Source organism: Micromonospora sp. NBC_00617, assembly GCF_045161355.1.
Classification (GTDB): domain Bacteria; phylum Actinomycetota; class Actinomycetes; order Mycobacteriales; family Micromonosporaceae; genus Micromonospora.
In genome coordinates this window covers 866,688-889,734 of sequence record NZ_CP107751.1, presented here as the reverse complement: position 1 = coordinate 889,734, position 23,047 = coordinate 866,688, and the positions used below count along the sequence as shown (strand labels likewise).

Annotated in this window: 21 protein-coding genes; 15 read left to right on the top strand and 6 right to left on the bottom strand. The window is 71.9% G+C overall.

What is annotated here, in order from left to right:
- Nucleotides 1-165: 165 nt before the first annotated feature.
- Nucleotides 166-561 (top strand): YybH family protein, encoded by a 396-nt coding sequence (locus OG505_RS04130; RefSeq protein ID WP_405431076.1) that lies wholly within the window; start codon nucleotides 166-168, stop codon nucleotides 559-561.
- A gap of 66 nt (nucleotides 562-627) precedes the next feature.
- On the opposite strand, the gene OG505_RS04125 is transcribed toward OG505_RS04130, so the two are convergent.
- The gene (locus tag OG505_RS04125; protein ID WP_405431074.1) at nucleotides 628-1,887 is read right to left on the bottom strand and encodes a cytochrome P450; all 1,260 of its coding nucleotides are present in this window, start codon (nucleotides 1,885-1,887) and stop codon (nucleotides 628-630) included.
- A gap of 222 nt (nucleotides 1,888-2,109) precedes the next feature.
- Here OG505_RS04125 and OG505_RS04120 point away from each other — a divergent pair, with 222 nt between their 5' ends.
- The 3 genes from OG505_RS04120 (at nucleotide 2,110) to OG505_RS04110 (ending at nucleotide 5,925) form a co-directional block, all read left to right on the top strand.
- A complete protein-coding gene (locus tag OG505_RS04120; protein ID WP_405431073.1) occupies nucleotides 2,110-2,871 on the top strand; it encodes an SDR family NAD(P)-dependent oxidoreductase in 762 nt (253 codons plus the stop codon).
- A gap of 224 nt (nucleotides 2,872-3,095) precedes the next feature.
- The gene (locus OG505_RS04115) at nucleotides 3,096-4,280 is read left to right on the top strand and encodes an acyl-CoA dehydrogenase family protein (RefSeq protein WP_405431071.1); all 1,185 of its coding nucleotides are present in this window, start codon (nucleotides 3,096-3,098) and stop codon (nucleotides 4,278-4,280) included.
- Between the two features lie 193 nt (nucleotides 4,281-4,473).
- Nucleotides 4,474-5,925, top strand: coding sequence for an FAD-dependent oxidoreductase (locus tag OG505_RS04110; RefSeq protein ID WP_405431069.1), 1,452 nt, complete (start codon nucleotides 4,474-4,476; stop codon nucleotides 5,923-5,925).
- Nucleotides 5,926-5,976: 51 nt separating this feature from the next.
- On the opposite strand, the gene OG505_RS04105 is transcribed toward OG505_RS04110, so the two are convergent.
- Nucleotides 5,977-6,492 carry a flavin reductase family protein gene (locus OG505_RS04105; RefSeq protein WP_405431068.1) on the bottom strand — a complete coding sequence of 172 codons (516 nt, stop codon included), beginning with the start codon at nucleotides 6,490-6,492 and terminating at the stop codon, nucleotides 5,977-5,979.
- Nucleotides 6,493-6,696: 204 nt separating this feature from the next.
- Here OG505_RS04105 and OG505_RS04100 point away from each other — a divergent pair, with 204 nt between their 5' ends.
- Nucleotides 6,697-8,274: an aminotransferase class III-fold pyridoxal phosphate-dependent enzyme gene (locus OG505_RS04100; RefSeq protein ID WP_405431067.1), complete on the top strand. Its 1,578-nt coding sequence runs from the start codon at nucleotides 6,697-6,699 to the stop codon at nucleotides 8,272-8,274.
- Nucleotides 8,275-8,384: 110 nt separating this feature from the next.
- Nucleotides 8,385-8,750: a winged helix-turn-helix transcriptional regulator gene (locus OG505_RS04095; protein WP_405431065.1), complete on the top strand. Its 366-nt coding sequence runs from the start codon at nucleotides 8,385-8,387 to the stop codon at nucleotides 8,748-8,750.
- Here OG505_RS04095 and OG505_RS04090 read toward each other — a convergent pair.
- Nucleotides 8,733-10,967: a BTAD domain-containing putative transcriptional regulator gene (locus tag OG505_RS04090; protein WP_405431063.1), complete on the bottom strand. Its 2,235-nt coding sequence runs from the start codon at nucleotides 10,965-10,967 to the stop codon at nucleotides 8,733-8,735. The genes OG505_RS04095 and OG505_RS04090 overlap by 18 nt on opposite strands.
- Nucleotides 10,968-11,522: 555 nt before the next feature.
- Here OG505_RS04090 and OG505_RS04085 point away from each other — a divergent pair.
- From OG505_RS04085 to OG505_RS04060, 6 genes are all read left to right on the top strand, one after another.
- On the top strand, nucleotides 11,523-11,921 hold the full coding sequence (locus OG505_RS04085; RefSeq protein WP_405431061.1) for a YybH family protein: 399 nt from the start codon (nucleotides 11,523-11,525) through the stop codon (nucleotides 11,919-11,921).
- Between the two features lie 84 nt (nucleotides 11,922-12,005).
- On the top strand, nucleotides 12,006-13,757 hold the full coding sequence (locus OG505_RS04080; RefSeq protein WP_405431060.1) for a fatty acyl-AMP ligase: 1,752 nt from the start codon (nucleotides 12,006-12,008) through the stop codon (nucleotides 13,755-13,757).
- Nucleotides 13,754-14,719 (top strand): beta-ketoacyl-ACP synthase 3, encoded by a 966-nt coding sequence (locus OG505_RS04075; protein WP_405431059.1) that lies wholly within the window; start codon nucleotides 13,754-13,756, stop codon nucleotides 14,717-14,719. The genes OG505_RS04080 and OG505_RS04075 overlap by 4 nt, the downstream gene beginning before the upstream one ends.
- A gap of 2 nt (nucleotides 14,720-14,721) precedes the next feature.
- A complete protein-coding gene (locus OG505_RS04070) occupies nucleotides 14,722-16,272 on the top strand; it encodes an acyl-CoA carboxylase subunit beta (protein WP_357074713.1) in 1,551 nt (516 codons plus the stop codon).
- The gene (locus tag OG505_RS04065) at nucleotides 16,269-16,448 is read left to right on the top strand and encodes an acyl-CoA carboxylase epsilon subunit (RefSeq protein WP_357074519.1); all 180 of its coding nucleotides are present in this window, start codon (nucleotides 16,269-16,271) and stop codon (nucleotides 16,446-16,448) included. The genes OG505_RS04070 and OG505_RS04065 overlap by 4 nt, the downstream gene beginning before the upstream one ends.
- A 19-nt stretch (nucleotides 16,449-16,467) precedes the next feature.
- Complete coding sequence (locus tag OG505_RS04060) at nucleotides 16,468-18,207, top strand: acetyl/propionyl/methylcrotonyl-CoA carboxylase subunit alpha (RefSeq protein WP_405431058.1); 1,740 nt, start codon at nucleotides 16,468-16,470, stop codon at nucleotides 18,205-18,207.
- Nucleotides 18,208-18,242: 35 nt separating this feature from the next.
- On the opposite strand, the gene OG505_RS04055 is transcribed toward OG505_RS04060, so the two are convergent.
- Both OG505_RS04055 and OG505_RS04050 read right to left on the bottom strand, forming a co-directional pair.
- Nucleotides 18,243-19,034, bottom strand: a complete 792-nt coding sequence (locus OG505_RS04055; RefSeq protein ID WP_405431056.1) for an SDR family oxidoreductase — start codon at nucleotides 19,032-19,034, stop codon at nucleotides 18,243-18,245.
- Nucleotides 19,031-20,014, bottom strand: coding sequence for an LLM class F420-dependent oxidoreductase (locus OG505_RS04050; RefSeq protein WP_405434376.1), 984 nt, complete (start codon nucleotides 20,012-20,014; stop codon nucleotides 19,031-19,033). Before OG505_RS04050 ends, OG505_RS04055 begins: the two co-directional genes overlap by 4 nt.
- A 154-nt stretch (nucleotides 20,015-20,168) precedes the next feature.
- On the opposite strand from OG505_RS04050, the gene OG505_RS04045 reads away from it, so the two are divergent.
- The 3 genes from OG505_RS04045 to OG505_RS04035 are packed head-to-tail and all read left to right on the top strand — an operon-like array spanning nucleotide 20,169 to nucleotide 22,291.
- Nucleotides 20,169-20,531 carry a low temperature requirement protein A gene (locus OG505_RS04045; protein ID WP_405431055.1) on the top strand — a complete coding sequence of 121 codons (363 nt, stop codon included), beginning with the start codon at nucleotides 20,169-20,171 and terminating at the stop codon, nucleotides 20,529-20,531.
- A 17-nt stretch (nucleotides 20,532-20,548) separates the two neighbouring features.
- On the top strand, nucleotides 20,549-21,388 hold the full coding sequence (locus OG505_RS04040; RefSeq protein WP_405431053.1) for a low temperature requirement protein A: 840 nt from the start codon (nucleotides 20,549-20,551) through the stop codon (nucleotides 21,386-21,388).
- Between the two features lie 39 nt (nucleotides 21,389-21,427).
- On the top strand, nucleotides 21,428-22,291 hold the full coding sequence (locus OG505_RS04035; protein ID WP_405431051.1) for a DUF1028 domain-containing protein: 864 nt from the start codon (nucleotides 21,428-21,430) through the stop codon (nucleotides 22,289-22,291).
- Nucleotides 22,292-22,376: 85 nt separating this feature from the next.
- On the opposite strand, the gene OG505_RS04030 is transcribed toward OG505_RS04035, so the two are convergent.
- Entirely contained in the window at nucleotides 22,377-23,045 is a 669-nt protein-coding gene (locus tag OG505_RS04030; RefSeq protein ID WP_405431050.1) for a maleylpyruvate isomerase N-terminal domain-containing protein, read from the bottom strand.
- Between the last annotated feature and the right edge of the window lie 2 nt (nucleotides 23,046-23,047).

The window sequence follows — 23,047 nt, the reverse complement described above, 5'->3', positions numbered from 1 at the left end:
GACCTGGGGATCTCCCACCCTTCCGGCCCTGCCTCAGCAGGCGGTAATGAGGCGGTAACCCAAAGTGGATGAGTGCACCGTTGCCCGGCGGTGGGGTCGGCAACGACCGCGCCCGGTTAGCGTCGGCCACCGATGACTTCGGACACCACACGGAGGGAGCACGCCATGACCGTCACACACGAGCAGCTGGTCGACGCCGCACGCGAGCACGGGGAGCGATACGTCGAGGCGTTCAACTCGGGAGACGTCGACACGATCAACGCGATGTACACCGAGGACGCGATCTCGGTGTGGGAGCCGGGCAACCCGCAGACCGGTCAGGCCCGGCGCGACTCCCTCGCGGAGTTCATCAGCCAGAAGCCGCAGATGCGCGCGACGCTGCGCGAGTCGCACGTCACCGGCGACACCGCGCTGCTGGTGGTGGATTGGGCGATCGACGTGGAGACGCCGGAGGGTGCACAGCACCTGGAGGGCGTGGGCCTGGACGTGCTGCGCCTGGGCGCCGACGGCCAGTGGCGGTTCGCCGTCGACAACCCGTTCGGGCAGAGCCCGGCGAACTGAGTGCACGACGCGGAAGGTCCGTCCCGGGCGTGCCCGGGGCGGACCTTCCGCGTGCAAGGGCGCCGGTCAGACGGTGGCCGGTACGCCGAGGCGCACCGGGACGACCTCGTGCCCGTTGGAGACGAACGACTCCACCGGCGGCAGTTTCTCCACCGGCTCGGCGAGCCGCAGGTCCGGGAAACGCTCGAAGAGCGCGGGCAGCGCCACCGAGGCCTCCAGCCGGGCCAGCGGCGCACCCAGGCAGTGGTGCACGCCGTGGCCGAACGAGATGTGGTTGCCCCGCTCGGGGCGGCTGATGTCGAACGCGGCCGCGTTGTCGCCGAAGACCTTCGGGTCGCGGCCCGAGGCGGCGAAGTTGACGAGGATGGCGTCGCCCTTGGCGATCGTCACGTCACCCAGGTCGATGTCCTCGACGGCGAAGCGCAGCGGCAGGCTGCCCAGCGGGGACTGCACCCGCAGCGTCTCCTCCACCACGTCCGACCAGGTCGCGGCGCCGCTGCGGACCAGCGCCAGCTGCTCGGGGTGGGTGAGCAGCAGGACCGCCGCGTGATCGAGCAGGTTGACGGTGGTCTCGTGGCCGGCGGTGTACATCAGGAAGATGGTGTCGATCAGCTCGCGCTCGGTGAGGCCGACGCCGCCCTCGTCGCGGACCGAGACCAGGCCGCTGGCCAGATCGTCGCCGGGCGTGGTCCGCTTCAGCTCGATGAACCCGGCGGCCAGCTCGTAGAGGGCCGCCTCGTTGGCGCGGGCCTCTTCCTCGCTGGCCGAGGTCTGGAAGATCGCCTGCATCCGCTCCAGCAGGTCGTCGCGCATACCGGCGGGAATGCCCAGCAGCTCGGAGATGATCAGGGTGGGCAGCGGGAAGGCGAAGTTCGCCCGCAGGTCGACCACGTCGTGCGGGCCGGCGGTGGCCATGCCGTCGAGCAGCGCCGCGGTGACCTCCTCGATCCGGGGCCGCAGCGCGGCGGTACGCCGGGCGGTGAATGCCTTGGCGACCAGCTTGCGCAGCCGGGTGTGCTCCTCGCCGTACGCGGTGATCATGTTGTGATCCTGGACCCAGATGGCCAGCGGCCAGGAGCGCGCCAGCTCGCCCTCGCCGTTCTCCCAGGCCGGCCAGTGCCGGTACGCGTCGCGGGAGACCCGGTCGTCGGTGAGCAGGCGCTTGATCAGCGCGTGACCGGTGATCGACCACGCGGGGACCTCACCGGGCAGTTCGATGCGGGTGGCCTCGCCGCGCTCGCGCAGCGCGGCCGCCTCACCGTGAATGTCCGAGCCGGCCGGATCGATGGCGTACGGGCATTGGGATTGCTTCGCTTCGGCTTCCATGGGACACCCCGAATCCTGGCGATGAATTGTCACCGGCCACGGTAGGCACGGACTCGTCATCAAACGCTCACGCACCGGTCTATCCACCACACTTACTTCCAGGTAAGTACGGACATATGAGTCCCTACTTGTGTCTCGACATTTCCTGCGGAAGCCTGGCAGCACACCGGGTTTCGGAAACGATGGCGCGCGCCTCGGCGTGGGCTGGCTGGAGACAAGTCATTGAGCAGCTACACGGGTAAGAAGGCAGTGATCACCGGTGGCACGATCGGCATGGGTCTGGCTACCGCCAAGGCACTGGTCGACGGCGGTGGCGAGGTCCTGGTCACCGGCCGCAACGAGAAGAACCTCGCCGCCGCGCAGACCGAGCTCGGCGACGCCGCGCGCGTGGTGCGCTCGGACACCGCCGTGCTCGCCGACATCGAGCAGCTCGGCGAGACCGTGGAGAAGGAGTTCGGCCAGATCGACCTGCTCTTCGTGAACGCGGGCTTCGCCCAGCCCGGCCCGTTCGGGCACGTCACCGAAGAGCTGTATGACAACACCTTCAACGTCAACGCCAAGGGCGCGTTCTTCACCGCCCAGCGCCTCGCACCGCTGATCAAGGACGGCGGCGCGATCATCTTCACCACCTCGGTCGCCAACGACTCCGGCAACCCCGGCATGGGCCCGTACGCCGGTTCCAAGGCCGCCGTCCGCGCGTTCACCAAGGTCATCGCCGCCGAGCTGCTGCCCCGCAACATCCGGGTCAACAGCCTCAGCCCCGGCTTCATCCACACCCCGACCGCGGGCATCACCGGCGCCACGCCCGAGTTGCTGGCCGTCTTCGAGAAGGTCGGCGACACCATCACCCCGATGCGCCGGCACGGCTCCTCCGAAGAGGTCGCCCGCGCCGTGCTCTTCCTCGCCTTCGACGCCACCTTCACCACCGGCGCCGAGCTCAACGTCGACGGTGGTCTCGGCCAGCGCCTCAACCGCCAGCAGTAACCCCGATCCGTCGCTGCGAGGCGACGCTGTGCCTCCACAGTGGCACAGCGTCGCCTTTTTTTGCGCATTGTCGCCCAACGGCACTCACCGGCCGGTAATCGGCGACTCACCGCGTTAGCCGTGAAGCCGCGGTTACTCCGCCATGACCAGGTTCAGGTGGTTGTCTGCCACGATTCCTGCGTTCCTTCCGGACGTGTGCAGCGTCGAGCCGACAAGGAGACGGAATGACTACTCGGGAAAATGGCGTCGAGGCCGTGCTGAGCGCCGTACGCAAAATGGTTCCCCAATTGCGGGAAAACGGCCTGGAAGCCGAGGACCGACGCTGGTTGCCCGACGAGAACCTGCGTCTTCTCGAGGACGCCGGCGTATTCCGGATGGCCACTCCCGACTACCTCGGCGGCCTGGGCTTCTCGGTGGCCGAGCAGGCGGCCGTGCTGTCCGAGATCGCCCGCGGTGACGTGTCGACGAGCTGGATCGCCAGCGTCTGGGTCTCCAGCGCGTGGATGGCCACGCTGTTCCCGGAGGAGATCCAGAAAGAGGTCTTCGCGACACCCTCGGTGCGCATCTCCGGCGGCTTCACGCCCTCCGGTGTGCTGAAGGCGACCGACGGCGGCTACACGCTCAACGGGTCGTGGAAGTTCAACTCCGGCTGCCGCGGCGCGCACTGGAACATCGCCACCTCGCTGATCGAGCACCCCGACGGCCGGTACGAGGAGGCCATCGCGATGGTGCCGATGAGCGACTTCAGCATCGCCGACGACTGGAACACCTCGTCGGTCGCGGCGACCGGTAGCTGCACCTCCACCGCCGAGAACGTCTTCGTACCGGCGCACCGGGTGATCCCCGGCGACGCGGCGGCCTTCGAGGCCGCGCTTGCCGAGCTGCCCGCCGACTGGCAGCCGACCGGCCGCGAGTACGGGCTCTACAGCTTCATCATCGCGCAGGGCGTGGCGACCCTGATCGGCGCGGCCCGCGGCGCCCTGGACGCGTTCCTGGACCGGCTGCCCGGCCGGGGCATCACCTACACCCCGTGGACCGAGCAGAAGCTGCACCCGCTGACCCAGATCCAGGTGGCCACCGCCGACGCGAAGATCGCCGCCGCCGAGGCGTTGATGGGCCGGGTGTACGAGACCCTGCAGCGCCGCGCCGACGCGGGCGAGCTGCCCACCCTGCAAGAGAAGGCGGCCATCCGGGGCCACAGCGCGTACGCGGTCGAGCTGGCCAAGGAGGCGGTCGCCATCCTCTTCAACGCCAGCGGCGCGACCGCCATCCAGCGGGCCGTGCCGATCCAGCGGTTCCACCGCGACATCCAGGGCCTGGCCCTGCACGGCATGATCCTGCTCAACTCCAGCCTCGAGGTCCACGGCCGCGTTCTGCTCGGCCTGGACCCGGAGACGCCGCTGCTCTGACGAGCCGGCCGTTACACCCCGTCCCGCCACGCCGGGCGCGGAACGTCTCCACGTTCCGCGCCGGGCGTATGTCACGGGACCCACTTTTCCCGGCGAACCGGGAGATCACACCGTCCTGCGCGAGGGGGCCGGACGGTGCCACCTGTCGTCCCGCGCGACGCGTGGGCACGACCATCACTGGGGGGACCCAACATTGCGAGACCAACCCACCGCACCAACGACCGCACTCTCCGGCCACCGGCTGTCGCGGCGCCGGCTCGTGCAGGCCGCCGGCCTGACCGCGGTGGCCGCCTCGGCGGGCACCGCACTGGGCTCGCCGGCCCGCGCCGATTCACCCGGCACCAACCGTGACGTGATCGTCGTGGGCGCCGGGTACGCCGGCGTCACCGCGGCCCGCGAGCTGCGGGCCCGGGGCTTCCGGCCGGTCATTCTGGAGGCCCGGTCCCGCATCGGCGGCCGGACTTGGACCACCACGTTCGAAGGCAAGCAGGTCGAGCTCGGGGCACAGTGGATCGGCCCGACGCAGCCGCTGGTCAACGCCGAGGTCCGCCGGTACGGTCTGAGCACCCTGACCGGCTCCATCCCGTCGCGGCTGCTGATGCCGTCATTGTCCGGCCCGGCGGCGGTGGATCTGGAGAGCGGCGACGCCCGCTACGGTGCCCTGATGGAGCGGCTGTTCGCCGGCGCCCGGGACCTGTTTCCGGACCCGCTGAACCCGCTGGCCAACCGTGCCGCGGTGGTCGCCGCCGACGGGCTGACCCTGCGCGACCGGCTCGACCAGCTCGGCCTGACCGCGGAGGAGCGGCTCTGGCTCAGCGGCACCACGGCCGGATACTCCGGCGGGGACAGCCGGATCGGCGCGTACACCGCGCTGGCGCACTGGTGGGCGCTGGCCGGGTACAACGTGGCCGGTTACGACGCGGCGATGTCGCTGCGGATCTCCACCGGGATGACCGGGCTGTTGCAGTCGATGCTCAACGACGCGCAGGCCGAGCTGCACCTGCGCACGGCGGTGGCGTCGGTGACCGACACCGGCGGCGAGGTGCGCGTGACCACGACCGCCGGGGTGACGTACCGGGCGCCCTGGGCGGTGATCGCGGTGCCGGTCAACGTCTGGAAGACGATCGCGTTCCGGCCGGGCCTGGCCGCGGTGCGCGCGCAGGCCAGCGCCCAGGGCGTCGGTGTGCCACACAGCAACAAGATCTGGATGAAGGTCACCGGCCTGCCGGACCGGGTCGCCGCCCGGGGCACTGAGGGCGACCCGTTCACCACCCTGCTGTCGCAGGGCGACGTGAACGGCGGGCAGCTCATGGTGGCCTTCAACAGCCTACCGCCGGTTGACGGCACCAGCGTCTCGGCGGTCCAGCGGGCCCTGCGCTATTACCTGCCCGAGGCCTCGGTGACCAGCGTGCTGGCCCAGAACTGGGGCACCGACCGGTATTCGTTGGGTGGCTGGGCGCTGCGCCGTCTCGGCCAGCTGTCCACCCAGCAGCCCGCCATCCAGACGCCACAGGGCCGGCTGGCGTTCGCGTCCGGTGACATCGCCACCGGCTGGATCGGTTTCGTGGAGGGCGCGATCGAGTCGGGCCTGCGCGCGGCCGGCCAGGTGGCCGCGATGGGCACCCCGGCGCTGGCCGCGGTCTGAACCCGCGTCGGTGAGCGTGACCGCCGTGCACCCGGACGCGGGCCACGGCGGTCATGCCGGCGACGGCGGGGCCGCCCCGGGACGGAACCCGCCGCCGAAGAAGATCAGCCCGTCGGCGCCCGTTCCCCGCAGGCTGTTGATGACCGAGCCGACAAAGATCGAGTGGTCGCCGGAGTCGTGCGCGTCCACCAGGACGCACTCGATCCAGGCCAGCGCGCCGCTGAGCAGCAGAGCCCCGGTACGCGGCCCGGGATGCCAGTCGAACGGTTCGAACTGTGACGCGCCCAGCGGACGGCTCTTGTCGGCGAAGTAGCGGGCGTGCCGTTCCTGGTCGGCGGCCATGATGGAGATCGCGAAGCGGCGCTCGGAGCTGATCGACTTGTGCATGACCGCGCTGTGCGCCACGCAGCAGAGCACCTGCGCCGGATCGAGGGATACCGAGCTGAAGGCGTTCGCGGTCATGCCGTGCGGATGCTCGCCGCCAACGGTGAGCACGATGACGCCGGTGGCGAACATCGACATGACCTCACGCATGGTCGCCGGCACGGGCGGTTCCTGAAGGGACATCGCTGCTCCCGTCCGAGGGGACTCGTGATCGAACGTAGTTGCGGCGTGGCAGTCGGTATCCATCACAAGGTCATCGCGTGGCAATCCGCGCCACGCGAGGACGCTTACCGCGCCGAGACCGTACGCTGCCGGGCCGTAGTCGACCCGCCGGTAACGTCCCCGGCGAATCCGGCCCGTACCTGCTGACGCGGACGAGGAGCCCCGATGACCACCACCGAATCCCACGCACCCGAACTGGCCGAGCCGCAGATGCTCGGCTTCCTCGCCCAACTCGGCATCGACGTCGAGTTCATCCGGGCCGAGGGGGACACGCTGTTCTACCGCGACGGCGCCGGCGAGGACGTGCCGGTGCTCGATGTCGCGGGCGGTTACGGCGCGCTGATCCTCGGACACAACCATCCGGAGATCGTCGACGCGGCCCGCGACTTTTTCGCCGCCGGCCGGCCGGTGCTGGCCCAGGCGTCCCGGCAGAGCGACCCCACGCTGGTGGCGCGGCTGCTGAACGACATCCTGCGGCGCGAGTTCGGCGATCCGGAACCGTACTACGCGGTGTTCGCCAACAGCGGGGCCGAGGGCGTCGAGGTCGCGATGAAGCACGCCGAGTTCGCCCGGGTGCTGCGCGTACAGGATCTGCTCACCGAGATCGAGACGCACCTGGCCGCCGTGGTCGAGGCGGTGGACTCGGGCGCCGCGCGCGTACCGGAGGAGGTCCTGCGGCGCCTCGGCGCCGAGCCCGGCGACGGCCCCGGCATCCTCGCCGACCGGGTCCGCGCCGCCGTGGCCCAGCAGGCCGCCCAGCCGCCGGTCTTTCTCACCTTCGCCGGGTCCTTCCACGGCAAGCTCGCCGGTTCGATCCAGCTGACTCACAACGCGGGCTTCCGGGTCCCGTTCGCCGGGCTGGCGGCGAGCGCCCGGTTCGTTGCGTTCGAGCAGCCGGGCGCGGTCGCCGAGGCGGTCGAGGCAGAAGGGGTCGACGTGCCGGACCTGCTGGTCGAGGGCGGCGAGATCAGACTGGTACAGCGCCCGTTCCCGACGGTCGCCGCGTTCGTACTGGAGGTGATCCAGGGCGAGGGCGGCATCCGGATGGTCTCCGCGCCGATCGCCGCCGAGGTTCGGGCCGCCGCCGACGCGGCCGGGATCCCGGTCGTGGTCGACGAGATCCAGAGTGGGATGGGCCGCACCGGCGCGTTCTTCGCCAGCTCACACATCGGTCTGCGCGCGGACTACTTCGTGCTCGCCAAGGGGCTCGGCGGTGGTATCGCGAAGACCGCGGTCACCCTGATCAGGGAGAGCTGCTACCGCCCGGACTTCGAGCTGCTGCACAGCTCGACGTTCGCCCGCGACGGGTTCTCGACCGCGCTGGCGCTGCGCACCCTGCGGGTACTGGAAGCCGACGGCGGCGCCGTGTACCGCCTGGCCGCCCGGGCCGGTGAGCGGCTGCGGACCACCCTGGAGAAGGTCCGGGCCGACTTTCCGGACGTGGTGGCCGAGGTCCGCGGCCGCGGCCTGATGCTGGGGGTGGAGTTTCGCGACCAGTCGACGTCCCCGCTGCCGCCACTGCGCGAGGCGACCGCGAACGGGATTCTGGGCTATCTGTTCTCCGGCTATCTCTTCCGGGCGCACCGGATCCGAACCTTTCCGACCGCGAGTGCGGTGAGCACCCTGCGCCTGGAGCCGTCGGTCTATTTTGGTGACGAGGCGGTCGCCGAGCTCGACGGCGCGCTGCGCGCGTTGTGTTCTCTGCTGCGCACGGGCGATCCACGCCTCTTCGAGACTGCGTGACCACAACGACACGTTGCGTTCGGATCGCGCCCGTGGCACGGTGGTGGCGGGTTTCGGCGGCCGTGACCGGCGCGGCCGCCTCAGTCCCGGCAACGACAAGGGTGTGATGCATGAGCGTGCGAGCGCGACCACCGTTCTGCGGCCTCGACGCCTCGATGGAAGTCATCAGCGGCAAGTGGAAGGTCCTCATCCTCTGGGCCCTGCGCGACCAGCCCCAGCGGTTCGGTGCCCTGAAACGGCAGGTGCCGGGGGTCAGTGAGAAGGTGCTCACCCGCCAGCTGCGCGAGTTGGAGGAGGATCGGATCGTGCGGCGCGAGGCGCACGACGACCAGACCGGCCTGCGCGTCGAGTATTCGCTCACCCAGCGCGGCGTCGACCTGTACAAGGCCCTGGAGCCGCTGGGCGACTGGGGCCGGCGCTATCTGACGCCGGCCCGCCAGGACGAGCTGGCGCACAGCTCAACCGGCAACGCATGAGGTCGTCGTAGCGGTCAGATACCGCGGCGGCCGCATAGCCAGCAGCGACCGCAGATGGCGGCGGCGCTCGTCGGGGTGGGTGCCGGCACTCGCGCCCAGCAGCTGGCGCAGCCAGCCACCCAGCCCGCGCGCCGCCTGACCGTCGGCGCTGTCGAGAAGCCGGTCGACCGCGGTGTCCGAGAGCGCGTCCAGCGTCAGCGTGGTGATGTGCCGCTTGCCACCGCCCCAGCCGGGCCGTACCTCGAGCAGACACGGCTGGGCGGAGGCCACCACGAGCAGCGGCACGTCGGAGACGTCGGCGAGGCCGTTGACCATGGTCAGCACGTCGTCGTCGGCATCGTGGAGATCGTCGATCAGCAGCACCAGCGGCCGGTCCAGTGGCACGTGCTCCAGGAACTGCCGCCACGCGCCCAGCTCGGCCTGCAGGTCGCCGAGGTGGTCGCGGTCGGCGTCCGGATCGACGTAGGCCCGCAGGCACGCGGCCAGGGTCCGTTGCCGGTCCGGGTCGCGGACGAGGTTGCGCAGCGTCCGGTCCAGCTTCGTCTTCCGCACGTCGACGGAATCGTCCTCGTCCACCTCGCAGAGCGCCAGAATCAGCTCGCGCTGCACGGCGAAGGCACCGCTCACCGCCTGCTCCGCGGCGCCGCCGGCGGCCACCGGGAACCGGGCCACGTGGGCGAGGCCGCTGATGACGTGTCGCAGCTCGGCCAGGAACCGGGTCTTGCCAGTGCCGGATTCGCCGAGGATGGTCACCAGGTGCGGGGTGTTGCGATAGCGTGCCCGCTCCAGCAAGTCGCGGATCAGCAAGAGTTCGAACTCGCGCTCGACCAGCGGGATGCCGTCGTAGGCCGCCTCGTCGAACCGCAGGCCCCGCACCGTCCACTCCCCCGGCTCGGCGAGCCGGTCACTGCGGTACACGTCATCGACGTCGCAGCGGGTCTCGTCGCAGATGCGGATCTCACCGTCGCCGGCACGGGCCAGTAGGGCGTGACAGCGGTCGAGGACCTGGCCGGTGGCCGACGACAGCGCTCCCCCGTCCGGCGACTCGTAGCGCACCAGCGCCGATCCGGTGACCACCGCGGCCCGGAACCGCACCGGTGGGCGGGCCACCTCGTCGCCGGAGTCGCACAGGCGTTCGCGCACGGCCAGCGCCGCGAAGACGGCGCGCTGTGCCCCGTCCTGGCCACCGTCGGCGGGAAAGACGGCCATCGAGATAGGACCGATCGCAGCGGTGGCCTGGCCACCGAGGTGCTCGACGCGCCGGCGGGTGTCGTCCGCGACGCCGGCCAGCAGCGCGTCGGCGTCGGGATGCCCGCTCGACCGGCTCTCGTCGTCCACCTGCGTGCTCACCAGCAGCACGCTGACCTGGCGGCGGGCGCTGGCTGCGGCCGCGACAGGATCGGCCGGTGGCGCGACGAGGGGGGCGCGCTGGGCGGGGATACGCGCCGGGACGGGATCGGCGGCCGGTGACACCACGACGGCCGGCTCGCCGGTCGTCGTGGTGTCCACGTCGAGTGCCGGATCCTGGGCCAGGATCGCGTTGTGCAGCACCTGCAGGTCCCGGCCGGGTTCGAGGCCGAGTTCCTCGACCAGGTAGGTGCGCATGCGCCGGTAGACGTTGAGCGCGTCGGCCTGCCGGCCGCTGCGGTAGAGCGCGAGCATGAGCTGCTGGCAGGAGCGTTCGCGCAGGTTGGAGCCGCAGACCATGGTCTCCAGGTCGGCGAGCACGCTCTGGTGCTGGCCGCAGGCGAGCTGGGCCTCGAAGTAGTCCTCCAGGGCGTCCAGCCGGGAGTTTTCCACGGCGGTCAGCTCCGGCCAGACGATGTCGGCCTCGGTAAGGTCGGCCAGCGCCGGGCCGCGCCACAGATCGAGGGCCTGGCGCAGCATCGCGGCCGCGGCGGCGGGCTCGCCCCGGGCCAGTCGCTCGCGCCCCGTGTCGGCCTGGGCCTGGAACTGGACGAGGTCGACGCTGTCCGGCGCGACGACGAGCTTGTATCCGGGTGACTGGGTCATCAGCTCCACCTGGTCGGCGCCGTCGGCCGCGGCCAGCACCCGCCGCAGGCCCCACACCGCGTTCTGCAGGATTTTTCGGGCCGAGACCGGCGCGTCGTCGGCGGGCCAGAGCGCGTAGAGCAGCTGACTGGTGGCGACCACCCGGTTCGGTCGCAGGAGCAGGTATCCGAGCGCTGCGCGCTGCTTGGTTCCTCCCAGTGGCACCGCCCTACCCTCGTGCACTACCTCCAGCGGCCCAAGGACACCAAATCGCATACTTCCCCCGAAGAATGGCGTTTCTCGATCTATCGAGCCCTATGTCTATACCGTTATACCAAGTCGATACATCCTTTTGTGACCTGCGCCACACGGCCGCCTTTAGGGCAGGATAATGAGCTGCATCGGCGGGCTTTAATTGCTGTCGGGAACATTTCACGAACGTTAAATTTTGCTTCCCCCGGCCAGGGTGCCGGCACTGGATCGCCGATCGCGCCACCGCCGTCGCCGATCCGCACCGCCTCTTCCCGTCCGAGTCCCACCCTCTTACGCACGTGTGCCCGACTCGGACTCTAGTGGGCCCACCCGCCCCAAAGTAAGTACGGACTCAAAGGTAAGTACCCACCCGAGTCTCCTCCGGAGACCACCGGTGAGTAACCGACCAGGCACCCACCGTCGCATCTGGACGGTTACCGCAGCATGACCGTCCGTCGCGGCGTTCGTGGAACGCTTCGGAGGCGGACCCCCTGCCATCCCTGGCGCCGAGCAGACAGGAGCACCGACATGACCATGATCAACGAATCGACCATTCCCGACGACCCAGACCTGCAGAACGAACTGTTCGTACGAATTTTCAATTCCGGCGACGGCGCGTTGTACGACTCGATGTATACGCCGGACGCCATATCGAACATCTCCGGCGCACCGTTGACCGGAGCAGAACGCACGCAGTTTTTCAAGGACTTTCTGGCCACCGGTCCGAAGATCGCGTCGAAAGTATCCCAGACCTACACCACCGCGGACACGTCCCTGCTGATCGTCGACTACCAGTTGGAGCTCCCGCAGCCGGACGGCAGCACCGCGACCGTGCGGGGCACCTGCACCGACGTGCTGATCCGCAACGCCGAGGGCCAGTGGCGACTGGCCATCGACCGCCCGGTCCCCGACGGCGCGCACGCCTGAGCACGCGACGTCCCGGTCCCCGTCCCACGCCGGGGACCGGTCCGGCCGACCCGCTCCCGCGCCAACCTCGCACAAGGAGAATCCATGACGAGCGCCAGGCTCGACACGCGTGCGGACGAGATCCGTACCCTCCCGGACGCCCTGCAGCTGCGTCGCGAGCGCCAGTCGGACGACGTGGCCTACGTGTCCCTACGCGACGGTGAGGTGCCCGACGAGACTCTCACCTACGGCGAACTGGCCGATGCCGCGCACGAGCGCGCCGTCCGCTTCGCCGCCCTCGGACTGGCCGGGCACACCGCGGTACTGCTCTACCCCTCCGGCCTGGAGTTCGTGCGCACCCTGCTGGGCTGCATGACCGCCCGCACGATCGGCGCGCCCGTGCAGGTGCCGCGCCGCCGCGACGGCCTGGCCCGGATCCGGCGCATCGCGGACGACGCCGGGGCCACCGCGATCCTCACCACGGCGGCCGTCAAACGCGACCTGCAGGACCGCTTCGGCGACGCCCCCGAACTGGCCGGGCTGACCCTGCACGCCACCGACGAGCCGGCCATCACCGGGCTCGCCGAGCTGCCTGAGGGGCCACGGCCGGACGACATCGCGCTGTTGCAATACACCTCCGGCTCCACCGGCGAGCCCAAGGGCGTCATGGTGACGCACCGCAACTTCCTGCACAACGCCCGCGAGACCGCCGAGCTGTGGCCGCTCGAACCGGACGCCACCGTGGTCAACTGGCTGCCGCTCTTCCACGACATGGGCATGCTCTTCGGCGTCGTCATGCCACTCTGGGGCGGAATCCCGTCGTACCTGATGGCCCCGGACTCCTTCATCCGGCGCCCGGCCCGCTGGCTGGAGGCGATCGCCCGCTTCGGCGGCACCCACTCCGCCGCGCCGAGCTTCGCCTACGAACTGTGCGTGCGCGCCGCCGCCGACGGGCAGACCGGCGACGTCGGTGACCTGTCCCGCTGGCGCGTCGCGGCCAACGGCGCCGAACCGGTACGCCGCCACGTGATCACCGCCTTCCTCGAAGCGTTCGCTCCACACGGCTTCACGCCGTGGGCCATGTGCCCTGGCTACGGGCTCGCCGAGAACACCCTGAAGGTCACCGGCACCGACGAGCACCGGCCACCCCGGATGGCGTGGTTGGCCGCCGGCCCGCTCGGCGACGGCATCGCCGAGTTCGCGGCCGAGCCCGGCCCCGACACCCTGCCCGCGGTCGGCAGCGGCAGCACGGTGCCCGGCACCACCGTACGCATCGTCGACCCGGCCACCCGCCGCGAGTGCCCGCCCGGACACGTCGGCGAGATCTGGGTCAGCGGCCCCTGCGTCGCCGCCGGGTACTGGAATCGGCCGGAGCTGTCCGAGGAGATCTTCCGCGCCCGGATCGAGGGCGGCGACGCCACCGGCTACCTGCGCACCGGCGACCTCGGCTTCGTGCACGACGGCGACCTGTTCGTCACCGGCCGCCAGAAGGACGTGATCATCCGCAAGGGTCGTAACTTCTACCCACAGGACATCGAGGAGTCCGCCCAGCACGCCGTCGACGGGCTGCATCCCAACTGCGCGGCCGCGTTCTCGGTCGACGACGGCAGCTCCGAGCGACTGATCGTGCTTGTCGAGGTCGACGGCCGGGTCGCCCGCGTCCCCGGCATCGCCGCCGCCCACGACGCCATCCGCGCGGCGATCTGGGACCGGCACCGGCTGGAGGCCGACGAGATCCTGCTCGTACGCCGGGGCACGCTGTCCAGGACCTCCAGCGGCAAGGTGCAGCGGCGCGCCTGCCGGCAGCGCTACGAGTCCGGCGCGCTGACGCCGTTGACCGCGGAGGCGCAACGATGAGCTCGCACCGGGGCTCGACGATCCTCGGCGTGGGCGCCTACCGCCCCGCCCGGATCGTCGGCAATGACGAGGTCAGCGGACCGATCGACTCCTCCGACGAGTGGATCCGGCGGCGCTCGGGCATCGTCACCCGCCGCTTCGCCGGCCCGGACGAGACCGTCGTCAGCATGGCGGCCGAGGCCGCGCGCAAGGCCGCCGCCCAGGCCGGCACCGATCCCCGCGACCTCGACGTGATCCTGCTGGCCACCATGTCGCTGCTGCACCAGTCGCCGCCGGCCGCGCCGCAGGTCGCCGAGCTGATCGGCGCCCGGGCGGCGGCCGGCATGGATCTCAACGCCGCCTGCTCCGGCTTCAGCTACGCGCTCGCGCTCGCCGACGGCTTGATCCGATCCGGCGCCCGCCGCGTCGTGGTGGTCGGCTCGGAACGGATGAGCGACCTGATCGACCGCACCGACCGCAGCACCGCCTTCCTGTTCGGCGACGGCGCCGGCGCGGTCGTGGTGGGCGCCGCCGACACCCCGGGCATCGGCCCGGTCGTCTGGGGCAGTGACGGCAGCCGGCACCACCTCATCGCGCACGACGCCGCCTGGGGCGAACCCGGTACCCGCCCCTACCTGCGGATGGTCGGGCCCGAGGTGTTCCGCTGGGCGATCGAGATGATCCCCGACATCTCCCGACGCGCTCTGGCCGCCGCCGGCACGGACCCGAGCGAACTCGCCGCGTTCATCCCCCACCAGGCGAACCTGCGCATCGTCGAGGCCGCCGCCCGCGTCCTCGCGCTGCCGGCGCACACCGCGGTGGCCCGCGATGTCGTACACGCCGGCAACACCTCGGCCGCCTCGGTCCCGCTCGCCATGGAGGCTCTGCTGGCCCGCGGCGAGGCCGGCTCCGGCGGCCGGGCACTGCTGGCCGGATTCGGCGCCGGGCTCACCTACGCCGCCCAGGTGGTGACGTTGCCGTGAACATGACCACCGCCGAACAACTGGCCGAGCTGCGGCGCCGCCGCGAGCGGGCCCGGCAGCCGTACGACCCGCGTGCCGTCCAGCGGCAGCGGGAGAAGGGCAAGCTCACCGCCCGGGAACGGGTCGAAGCCCTGCTCGACGCCGACTCGTTCGTGGAGTTGGACGCGCTGGCCCGGCACCGCTGCCACACCTTCGGGATGGAGCAGGAGCGTCCGTACGGCGATGGCGTGATCACCGGTTACGGCACCGTCGACGGCCGGCCGGTCTGCGTCTTCGCCCAGGACTTCACCGTCTTCGGCGGCAGCCTCGGCGAGGTGTACGGCGAGAAGATCATCAAGGTGATGGACCTGGCGCTGCGCACCGGCACCCCGATCATCGGCATCAACGACTCCGGCGGCGCCCGCATCCAGGAGGGCGTGGTCTCCCTGGCCTACTACGCGGAGATCGTCAAACGGCACGTCGAGGCATCCGGCGTCATCCCCCAAATCTCGATCATGGTGGGTCCGTGCGCGGGCGGCGCCGTCTACGCCCCGGCGATCACCGACCTCGTCGTCATGGTCGATCAGATCTCGCACATGTTCGTCACCGGGCCCGAGGTGCTGCGCGCGGTCACCGGCCGGGATGTCGACCACGCGGAGCTCGGCGGCGCGACCAGCCACAACAGCGTCTCCGGCAACGCGCACTACCTGGCCGCCGACGAGAAGGACGCCTTCGACTACGTCCGCGCGGTACTGGCCCACCTGCCCTCGAACAACATGGCCGAACCGCCGGTGCTGACCGTCCTCGGGCCGGAGACCGCTCGCGACCTGACCCTGGACGAGATCATTCCGGATGACCGGAACCGACCGTACGACATGGTCACGGTGATCGAGTCCGTCCTGGACGACGGCGCGCTGCTCGAGGTGCAGCCGCTGTTCGCCCGCAACATGATCTGCGGCTTCGGCCGGATCGAGGGCCACAGCGTCGGCGTGGTCGCCAACCAGCCCATGCGGCTGGCCGGCGCGCTGGACATCGACGCGGCCGAGAAAGCCGCCCGGTTCATCCGGCTGTGCGACGCCTTCCACCTGCCGGTGCTGACCTTCGTCGACGTGCCCGGCTTCCTGCCCAGCCCGGAACAGGAGCGCGGCGGCATCATCCGGCGCGGGGCCAAGCTCATCTACGCGTACGCCGAGGCCACCGTCCCGATGGTCACCGTGGTCACCCGCAAAGCCTACGGTGGCGGTTACGGGGTGATGGGCTCCAAGCACCTGGGCACCGACGTCACCCTCGCCTGGCCCACCGCGGAGATCGCGGTGATGGGCGGCGACGGTGCGGTCAGCGTGCTGCACCGGCGCGCACTCAAGGACGCCGCAGATCCGGGCGCGGAGCGCGCACGCCTACGCGAGGAGTACGAGCGCACCCTGTGCAACCCGTACCTCGCGGCCGAACGCGGCTACGTGGACGAGGTCATCCTGCCCAGCGAGACCCGCTCCCGGATCGCCGGAGCACTGCGGGCCCTCCGGGACAAGCGGGTGACCCGCGCGCCCCGCAAGCACGGGAACATCCCGCTGTGAATGCCACGTCACCCGATCCTGACGAGGTCGCGGCGGTGCTCGCCGTTCTCTGCCTGCTGACCCCCGCCGCGCCAGCCGCCGCGCCGCCCGCCCGGCGGCGCCGGATCGTCACGTCGCACCGCCCGGCCGTGCTGTCCCGCGGTCCCGGCGTCTGGCGGCACAGTGCCTGGACATGACCAGCACGGGGAGATCGAGATGCGCAAAGTACTGATCGCCAACCGGGGCGAGATCGCCGTCCGCGTCGCTCGCGCCTGCCGGGATGCGGGCCTGACCAGCGTCGCCGTTTATGCCGAGCCGGACCGGGACGCACCCCACGTGCTGCTCGCCGACGAGGCCCACGCGCTGGGCGGCCAGACCCCGACCGAAAGCTACCTGGACGCTGGCAAGCTGCTCGCCGCGGCGGACGCGACCGGCGCCGACGCGGTGCACCCCGGTTACGGCTTCCTGTCGGAGAACGCGGACTTCGCCCAGGCGGTGATCGACTCCGGGCGGGTCTGGATCGGGCCGCCGCCGGCGGCGATCCGGGCGCTCGGCGACAAGGTGCGCGCTCGCGCCATCGCCCGGCGCGTCGGCGCACCCCTGGCGGTCGGCACCGAAAAGCCGGTCACCGGCGCCGACCAGGTGATCGACTTCGCCCGTGACCACGGCCTGCCGCTCGCTATCAAGGCCGTACACGGAGGGGGTGGTCGCGGCCTCAAGGTGGCGCGGACGCTCGGCGACATCCCAGACCTCTACGCCTCCGCGGTACGCGAGGCGAGCGTGGCCTTCGGCCGCGGCGAATGCTTCGTCGAGCGCTACCTGGAACGTCCCCGGCACGTCGAGACGCAGTGCCTGGCCGACGCGCACGGTTCGGTTGCGGTGATCTCCACCCGCGACTGCACGCTACAGCGCCGCCACCAGAAGCTGATCGAGGAGGCGCCCGCGCCGTTCCTGACCGCCGAGCAGGACGTCGAGCTGCGCCGGGCCTCCAAGGCGATCCTGGCCGAGGCCGGCTACGTCGGCGCCGGCACCTGCGAGTTCCTGATCGCCGCCGACGGCACGATCGCATTCCTGGAGGTCAACACCCGGCTCCAGGTGGAGCATCCCGTCACCGAGGAGGTCACCGGCATCGACCTGGTGCGGGAGATGTTCCGGCTGGCCGCTGGCGAGGCTCTCGGCTACGACGACCCGCCGGTGCGCGGTCACGCCATCGAGTTCCGCGTCAACGCGGAAGACCCCGGACGCCAGTTCCTGCCCGCGCCCGGGACGCTGACCCGCTTCGACCCGCCGTCCGGCCCCGGCGTGCGCCTCGACGCCGGCGTCCGCTCGGGCACGGTGATCGGTCCGGCCTGGGACTCGCTGCTGGCCAAGCTGATCGTGGTAGGTGCGACCCGCCGGGAGGCCCTGCACCGCGCCCGGCGGGCGCTACGCGAGTTCACGATCGACGGCACGGCGACCGTGCTGCCGTTCCATCGTTTGATCGTCGAGGATCCCGCCTTCACCGCCGAGCCGTTCGCGGTTCACACGTCCTGGGTGGAACAGGAGTTCGCCGGCCAGTTGGCCCCGCAGGAACCGGCGACCGGCGCGGAAGCGCCGCAGCTGCCGCGCCACACCGTGGTGGTCGAGGTCAACGGCCGTCGCATGGAGGTCTCCGTGCCGGCCGGGCTGGCCGCACCGGCGTCCCCGGCGACGCCGCTGCCGGCGGCCCGCACCCGCCGCCCGCACCGCGCCGCCCCCGCCGGCACCAGCCTCACCAACCCCATGCAGGGCACCGTGGTGAAGGTCGCCGTCAGTGAGGGCGAGCACGTCGAGCAGGGTCAGCTGGTCGCGGTCATCGAGGCGATGAAAATGGAGCAGCCGCTGACCGCGCACCGCGCCGGCATCATCAAGGACCTGCGGATCATCGCCGGCGACGCCATCCCGGCCGACGCGGTCATCTGTGAGATCAAGGACTGACCGGCCGGCGGTTCGAGGCGCAGGTGGGCGGCGCGTCAGGCGGTGAGGCGGCGGACGAGTTTGCGGAGGCCGGCCTGCCAGCCGTCCGGGTCCTCGGCGCGACGGCGGGCATAGTCGGCGACCTCCGGGTGCGGCAGGATCAGGAACCGCTCCTCGGCCAGCCCGGCGATGGTCGCCTCGGCGACCTGGTCCGGGCTGAGCACCGCTCCGGAGGCGGCGATCACCCGGGCGCCCAGGTGGCCCTCGACGATGCCGTCGGCGAGCATCGGGGTGTCCACACCCTGCGGGCAGAGGGCGCTGACCCGGATGCCCCGGTCGCGGTAGGTGATGGCGAGCCACTCGGCGAAGCCCACCGAGGCGTGCTTCGTCGCGGTGTAGGCGGCGTCGCCCACCGCGGTCAGCACCCCCGCCGCCGAGCAGGTGTGCAGCAGGTGGCCGCCGCCGCGGGCGAGCATGCCGGGCAGCACCGCTCGGGTCGAGTAGACGTGGGCGAGCACATTGACCCGCCACGCGCGGTCCCAGGCCGCGTCGTCGACCTCCACTCCCCCGCCGGTGGTCACTCCCGCGTTGGCGCAGAACAGGTCGATGCGGCCGAAGCGTCGTTCGGTGTCGTCGACGAGCGCGCGGACCTGGGCCTCGTCGGTGACGTCGAGGGCGGCGGCGTGCGCCACCGGGCCGATGCCCTCGGCCACCGCGTGGGCCGCCTCGGCGTCCAGGTCGGCGACGACCACCGCGGCGGCGCCCTCGGCGGCGAAGCGCCGCGACAGTGCCGCCCCGATGCCACCGGCGCCGCCGGTGACCACCGCGATCCGGTCGGTCAGGTTCACGCGGACGCTCCCACGGGCTCGGTGCCCAACCGGGCGATGAGGGTCATCAGGGCGGCGGCGCTGCCGGCGGTCACCTCGGGGGTGGGCAGCAGTGCGAGGACCGGCACGTCCACGCCGGCGTCGGCGTAGCGGCGGACCTGGGCCCGGCACCGCTCCGGCGAGCCGTGCAGCACCAGGGCGTCGACCAGCTCGTCGGGCACGGCCGCGCTGGCGGCACGCCGGTCACCCGCCGCCCAGGCCTCCCACATCGGCGCCAGCGCCTCCGTACGGCCGAGCCACCGATGGAATTCGGCGTACGCCGGCACGGTGAGGTAGCTGGTGATCAGCCGGCGGCCGAGCGTGCGGGCGTACGCGGTGTCCTCGGTGGGGCAGACGAAGATCCGGGCGGCGATCTCGAAGCCGGCACGCCGCTCGCCCAGCTCGGCGAGGGTCCGCGGCACGTCGTCGGCGCTGAGCCAGTTGAGGATGACCCCGTCGGCCTCGGCGCCGGCTAGTCGGAGCATGCCCGGGCGCAGCGCGGCGAGCAGGATCGGCGGCGGCACCGCCGGTGGCCGTTCGAGGGTGAACCGGCGCACCGTGAAGGTGTCGTAGACCTCGTCGACCGTCTCACCGCGCAGCGCGGCGCGCAGGAACCGCAGGACGTCGCGGGTGCGTCGGAACGGCTCGTCGAACCGCACCGCGTTCCAGTCCCGCACGAGCACCGGCGAGGACGCGCCGATGCCGAGCGAGAACCGGCCCGGCGCGGCCTCGGCCAGTGCCGCCGCGCTCATCGCGAGCAGCCCGGGGCCACGGGTGAAGACCGGGGTGATCGCGGTGCCCAGCCGCAGCCGCGGCTGCCACGCCGCGGCGAGGGCCAGCGGGGTGAACGCGTCGGTCCCGGCGACCTCGGAGGACCACACGTCGGTGAACCCGGCGCGATCGAGGGTCGCGTAGACCGCCTGGTGATCGGCCAGCGGGATCCCGCCCAACGGCACCGTCATGCCCCATCGATTCGTCACCGATCGATCGTGCCCGTTGACGGGGCCTGCGAGCAAGATCCCCGAAGTGGGCAGAATCGCCGGTTCGCGGCCGCGCGTACCGGCCGGGGTGCTACGACTTCGAGGTGGACCGGAGCACCGGCGCAGGCCGCTGACCATGGCTCCCAGGGCGGCGGGACACCTGGAGCCGGTCCCGGCGGCGGCCGCGCCCGGTCGGGCCACGTTCCTGGAGCTCTTCTTCGACCTGGTCTACGTCTTCGCGCTCACCCGGATCTCCGCGCGTGCGTTCGAGGACCTGACCGAGAGCCCGGCGCGGCAGCAGGGCTGGGCAGCGGTCACCGGCGGCGGCAAGACGTTGCTGTTGCTGCTGGCGCTCTGGGCGGTCTGGCAGGGCACCGCGTGGACGACCAGCCGCTACGACCCGTATTGGGGGCCGCTGCAGACCGTGGTGCTGACCGCGCTCGTGAGCAGCATGGTGATGGGGGTCGCGATCCCCGGGCGTTCAGCGAGACCAAGCTGATGTTCGCGGTGGCGTAGGTGGTCGCGCAGGTGACCCGGCCGCTGATCCTGTCGATCGCGTTGGGGCCGCATCCGTACCGTCGGTTGAAGGTGCGGATGACAGTGGTGTTCGCCGTCAGCGGGGTGCTCTGGATCGGTGGGGCGTTGCTGGCCACCAACGGACAGGTGCTGCTCTGGGCGCTGGCGCTGCTCATCGAGTACCTGGCCGGGCGGTACGGCTGGCCGGTGCCGGGCCTGGGCCGGTCGACGGTTTCGAGGTGGGAGATCGCCGGGGAGCACCTGGCCGAGCGGTACCAGCAGTTCTTCCTCGTGGCGCTGGGCGAGACGATCCTGGTGGCCGGTTTCGCGTACAGCAAGGGCCCGTACGGGTCGAGGCACGCGTGGGCCTTCGCGCTCGCGGTGGCCACGTCGATCATGCTGTGGCGGATCTACGTTCAGCGCGCCGGGCAGATCCTGGCCGAGGCGGTGATGAAGGCCCGCCACCCGGCCAACATCGGCCGCTCGGCGGCGGACACGCACCTGGTCATGGTGGTCGGCCTGGCCGCCACGGCGGTCGGCTACGAGTTGATCATCGACCATTCGCTGGGCCATGCCCCACCGTCGTGGCTGGCCATGGCGCTCGGCGGACCCGCGCTGTTCCTGGCCGGCCGGGCCCGCTTCGAGTACGAGGTGTTCGGGCGGGTCTCGCCGTCGCGCTGGATCGCCATCCTGGTGCTGGCGGCGGTGGCCGTACCGCTGCTGTTCCTGCCGGGGCTGGCCGCCTCGGCCGCCGGAGTGCTCGTGCTGGGCGGCGTCGCGGTCGCCGACGCCCGCCGGGCCCGGGGCGCACCGCCGGAGGCAGCCGCGACGCCGTTCTGACCGTTCGGCGTACGCCGAACGGCCGGTTAGTCTCGGCGGGTGACCTTCTCCCTCGTCGCCCGATCCGCCGACGGCCGCCGCCACGGCGTCGTCGTGGCCAGCAGGTTCCTCGCCGCCGGGGCGCTGGTGCCGGCCGCGCAGGCCGAGGTCGGCGCGCTGGCCACCCAGGCGCACGTCAACCTCGCCTACCGCCCGCAGGGGCTGACGCTGCTCCGCACCGGGGTGGCCGCCGCCGACGTGGTGGCGGGCCTGGTCGCCGCCGACGCCGAGCGGGAGTACCGGCAGCTCGGCGTGGTGGGTGTCAGCGGGCCGGGCGCGAGCTGGACCGGCCCGGCCTGCCACCCGTGGGCCGGCGGGCGGACCGGCGACGGCTGGGCCGCCCAGGGCAACATCCTCACCGGCCCGGAGGTCGTCGACGCGCTGGGCGACGCGTGGCTGGCCTCCTCGGCGCTGCCGTTCGCCGAGCGGCTGGTCGCCGCGCTGCGCGCCGGTGACGAGGCCGGCGGGGACCGGCGCGGCCGGCAGAGCGCCGGCCTGCTGGTGGTCGAGCGCGGCGGAGGGTACGGCGGCACCAGCGACGTGCTGATCGACCTGCGGGTGGACGACCACCCCGACCCGGTCACGGAGCTGGGTCGGCTGTTGGCCATGCACACCATGTTGTTCAGCCGATCCGACCCGGCGACCCTGCTCGACCTGAGCGGCGTGGTCGCCGACGAGGTGGCGACGTTGCTCACCGCGCTGGGTCACCCGGTCGGCGACGCCGGACCGGAGGCGGCGCTGTTCTCCTGGGCGGAGCTGGAGAACCTGGAGGAGCGGCTGGTGCCGGGCCGCATCGACCCGGTGGTGCTCACGCACCTGCGGGGCGTCGCCCCGCACGTTCCCGCGCCCCGTCCGGCGAGCTGACCGACCGGGCCAGCCCCGCACGTTTCCTGCGTCCGGCCCGGCGAGCTGACCGGCCGGGCCGGCGTCAGCGGCACCCGGTGACGAGTCAGCGGCCGAAGGCGAGCCAGCGGAAGCCGGCGGCGTCGCTCGCGGCCCGTTCCGGGCCGGTCAGCGCGGCACGTCCGGTGGTCTTGCGGATCAGGGTCAGCCGGTCCCAGCCCAACGCGGCAGGCGCGGGTCGCCCTGCGGTGAGCAGGTCGGCGATCACCGCGGCCGCGTGCGGGGTGAGCCACGGCGGGCGGTCCAGCGCCGCCGCCAGGTCCAGGCCGTGCACGCCCACCTCGACCACCCGGGTACGCAGGAACTCGGTGAGGAGCATCGCGTCGCCGTGCCGGGTCCGGACCACCCGATCGGACGGGGCGGCGGCGACCGCCACGTCGGCGGCCCGCCAGGCCCCCTCGAACCCGGTCGTTAACGCCTCCCGGTGCACCTGCCGCGCGTCCCGGCGGCCGCCGGCGATGCGGTCGGCGTCCACCTGCGGGGTGAATTTCGCCGCGCCGAAGTAGCGGGCGGCGTCCACCTCGGCGCGCGGCGGGGCGGGGGCGGCGAGCATGTCGGCCAGTCGTCCGGCGCCGGTGCGCACGTGCGCGAGCAACTCCCGGACGGTCCACGGCGGGCAGGGGGTGGGCCGGTCGAGGTCGACGTCGTCCACCTCGGCCAGGACCTCGGTGAGCCGTACGCATTCGGCACGGAACGCGGCACGAACCGGGTCCATCG

Bases quoted from the DNA above. Each gene is read 5' to 3' on its own strand.
- OG505_RS04130 (WP_405431076.1), top strand. From the start codon at position 166: ATGACCGTCACACACGAGCAGCTGGTCGACGCCGCACGCGAGCACGGG.
- OG505_RS04125 (WP_405431074.1), bottom strand. From the start codon at position 1,887: ATGGAAGCCGAAGCGAAGCAATCCCAATGCCCGTACGCCATCGATCCG.
- OG505_RS04115 (WP_405431071.1), top strand. From the start codon at position 3,096: ATGACTACTCGGGAAAATGGCGTCGAGGCCGTGCTGAGCGCCGTACGC.
- OG505_RS04105 (WP_405431068.1), bottom strand. From the start codon at position 6,492: ATGTCCCTTCAGGAACCGCCCGTGCCGGCGACCATGCGTGAGGTCATG.
- OG505_RS04100 (WP_405431067.1), top strand. From the start codon at position 6,697: ATGACCACCACCGAATCCCACGCACCCGAACTGGCCGAGCCGCAGATG.
- OG505_RS04095 (WP_405431065.1), top strand. From the start codon at position 8,385: ATGAGCGTGCGAGCGCGACCACCGTTCTGCGGCCTCGACGCCTCGATG.
- OG505_RS04085 (WP_405431061.1), top strand. From the start codon at position 11,523: ATGACCATGATCAACGAATCGACCATTCCCGACGACCCAGACCTGCAG.
- OG505_RS04080 (WP_405431060.1), top strand. From the start codon at position 12,006: ATGACGAGCGCCAGGCTCGACACGCGTGCGGACGAGATCCGTACCCTC.
- OG505_RS04075 (WP_405431059.1), top strand. From the start codon at position 13,754: ATGAGCTCGCACCGGGGCTCGACGATCCTCGGCGTGGGCGCCTACCGC.
- OG505_RS04070 (WP_357074713.1), top strand. From the start codon at position 14,722: ATGACCACCGCCGAACAACTGGCCGAGCTGCGGCGCCGCCGCGAGCGG.
- OG505_RS04060 (WP_405431058.1), top strand. From the start codon at position 16,468: ATGCGCAAAGTACTGATCGCCAACCGGGGCGAGATCGCCGTCCGCGTC.
- OG505_RS04050 (WP_405434376.1), bottom strand. From the start codon at position 20,014: ATGACGGTGCCGTTGGGCGGGATCCCGCTGGCCGATCACCAGGCGGTC.
- OG505_RS04045 (WP_405431055.1), top strand. From the start codon at position 20,169: ATGGCTCCCAGGGCGGCGGGACACCTGGAGCCGGTCCCGGCGGCGGCC.
- OG505_RS04030 (WP_405431050.1), bottom strand. From the start codon at position 23,045: ATGGACCCGGTTCGTGCCGCGTTCCGTGCCGAATGCGTACGGCTCACC.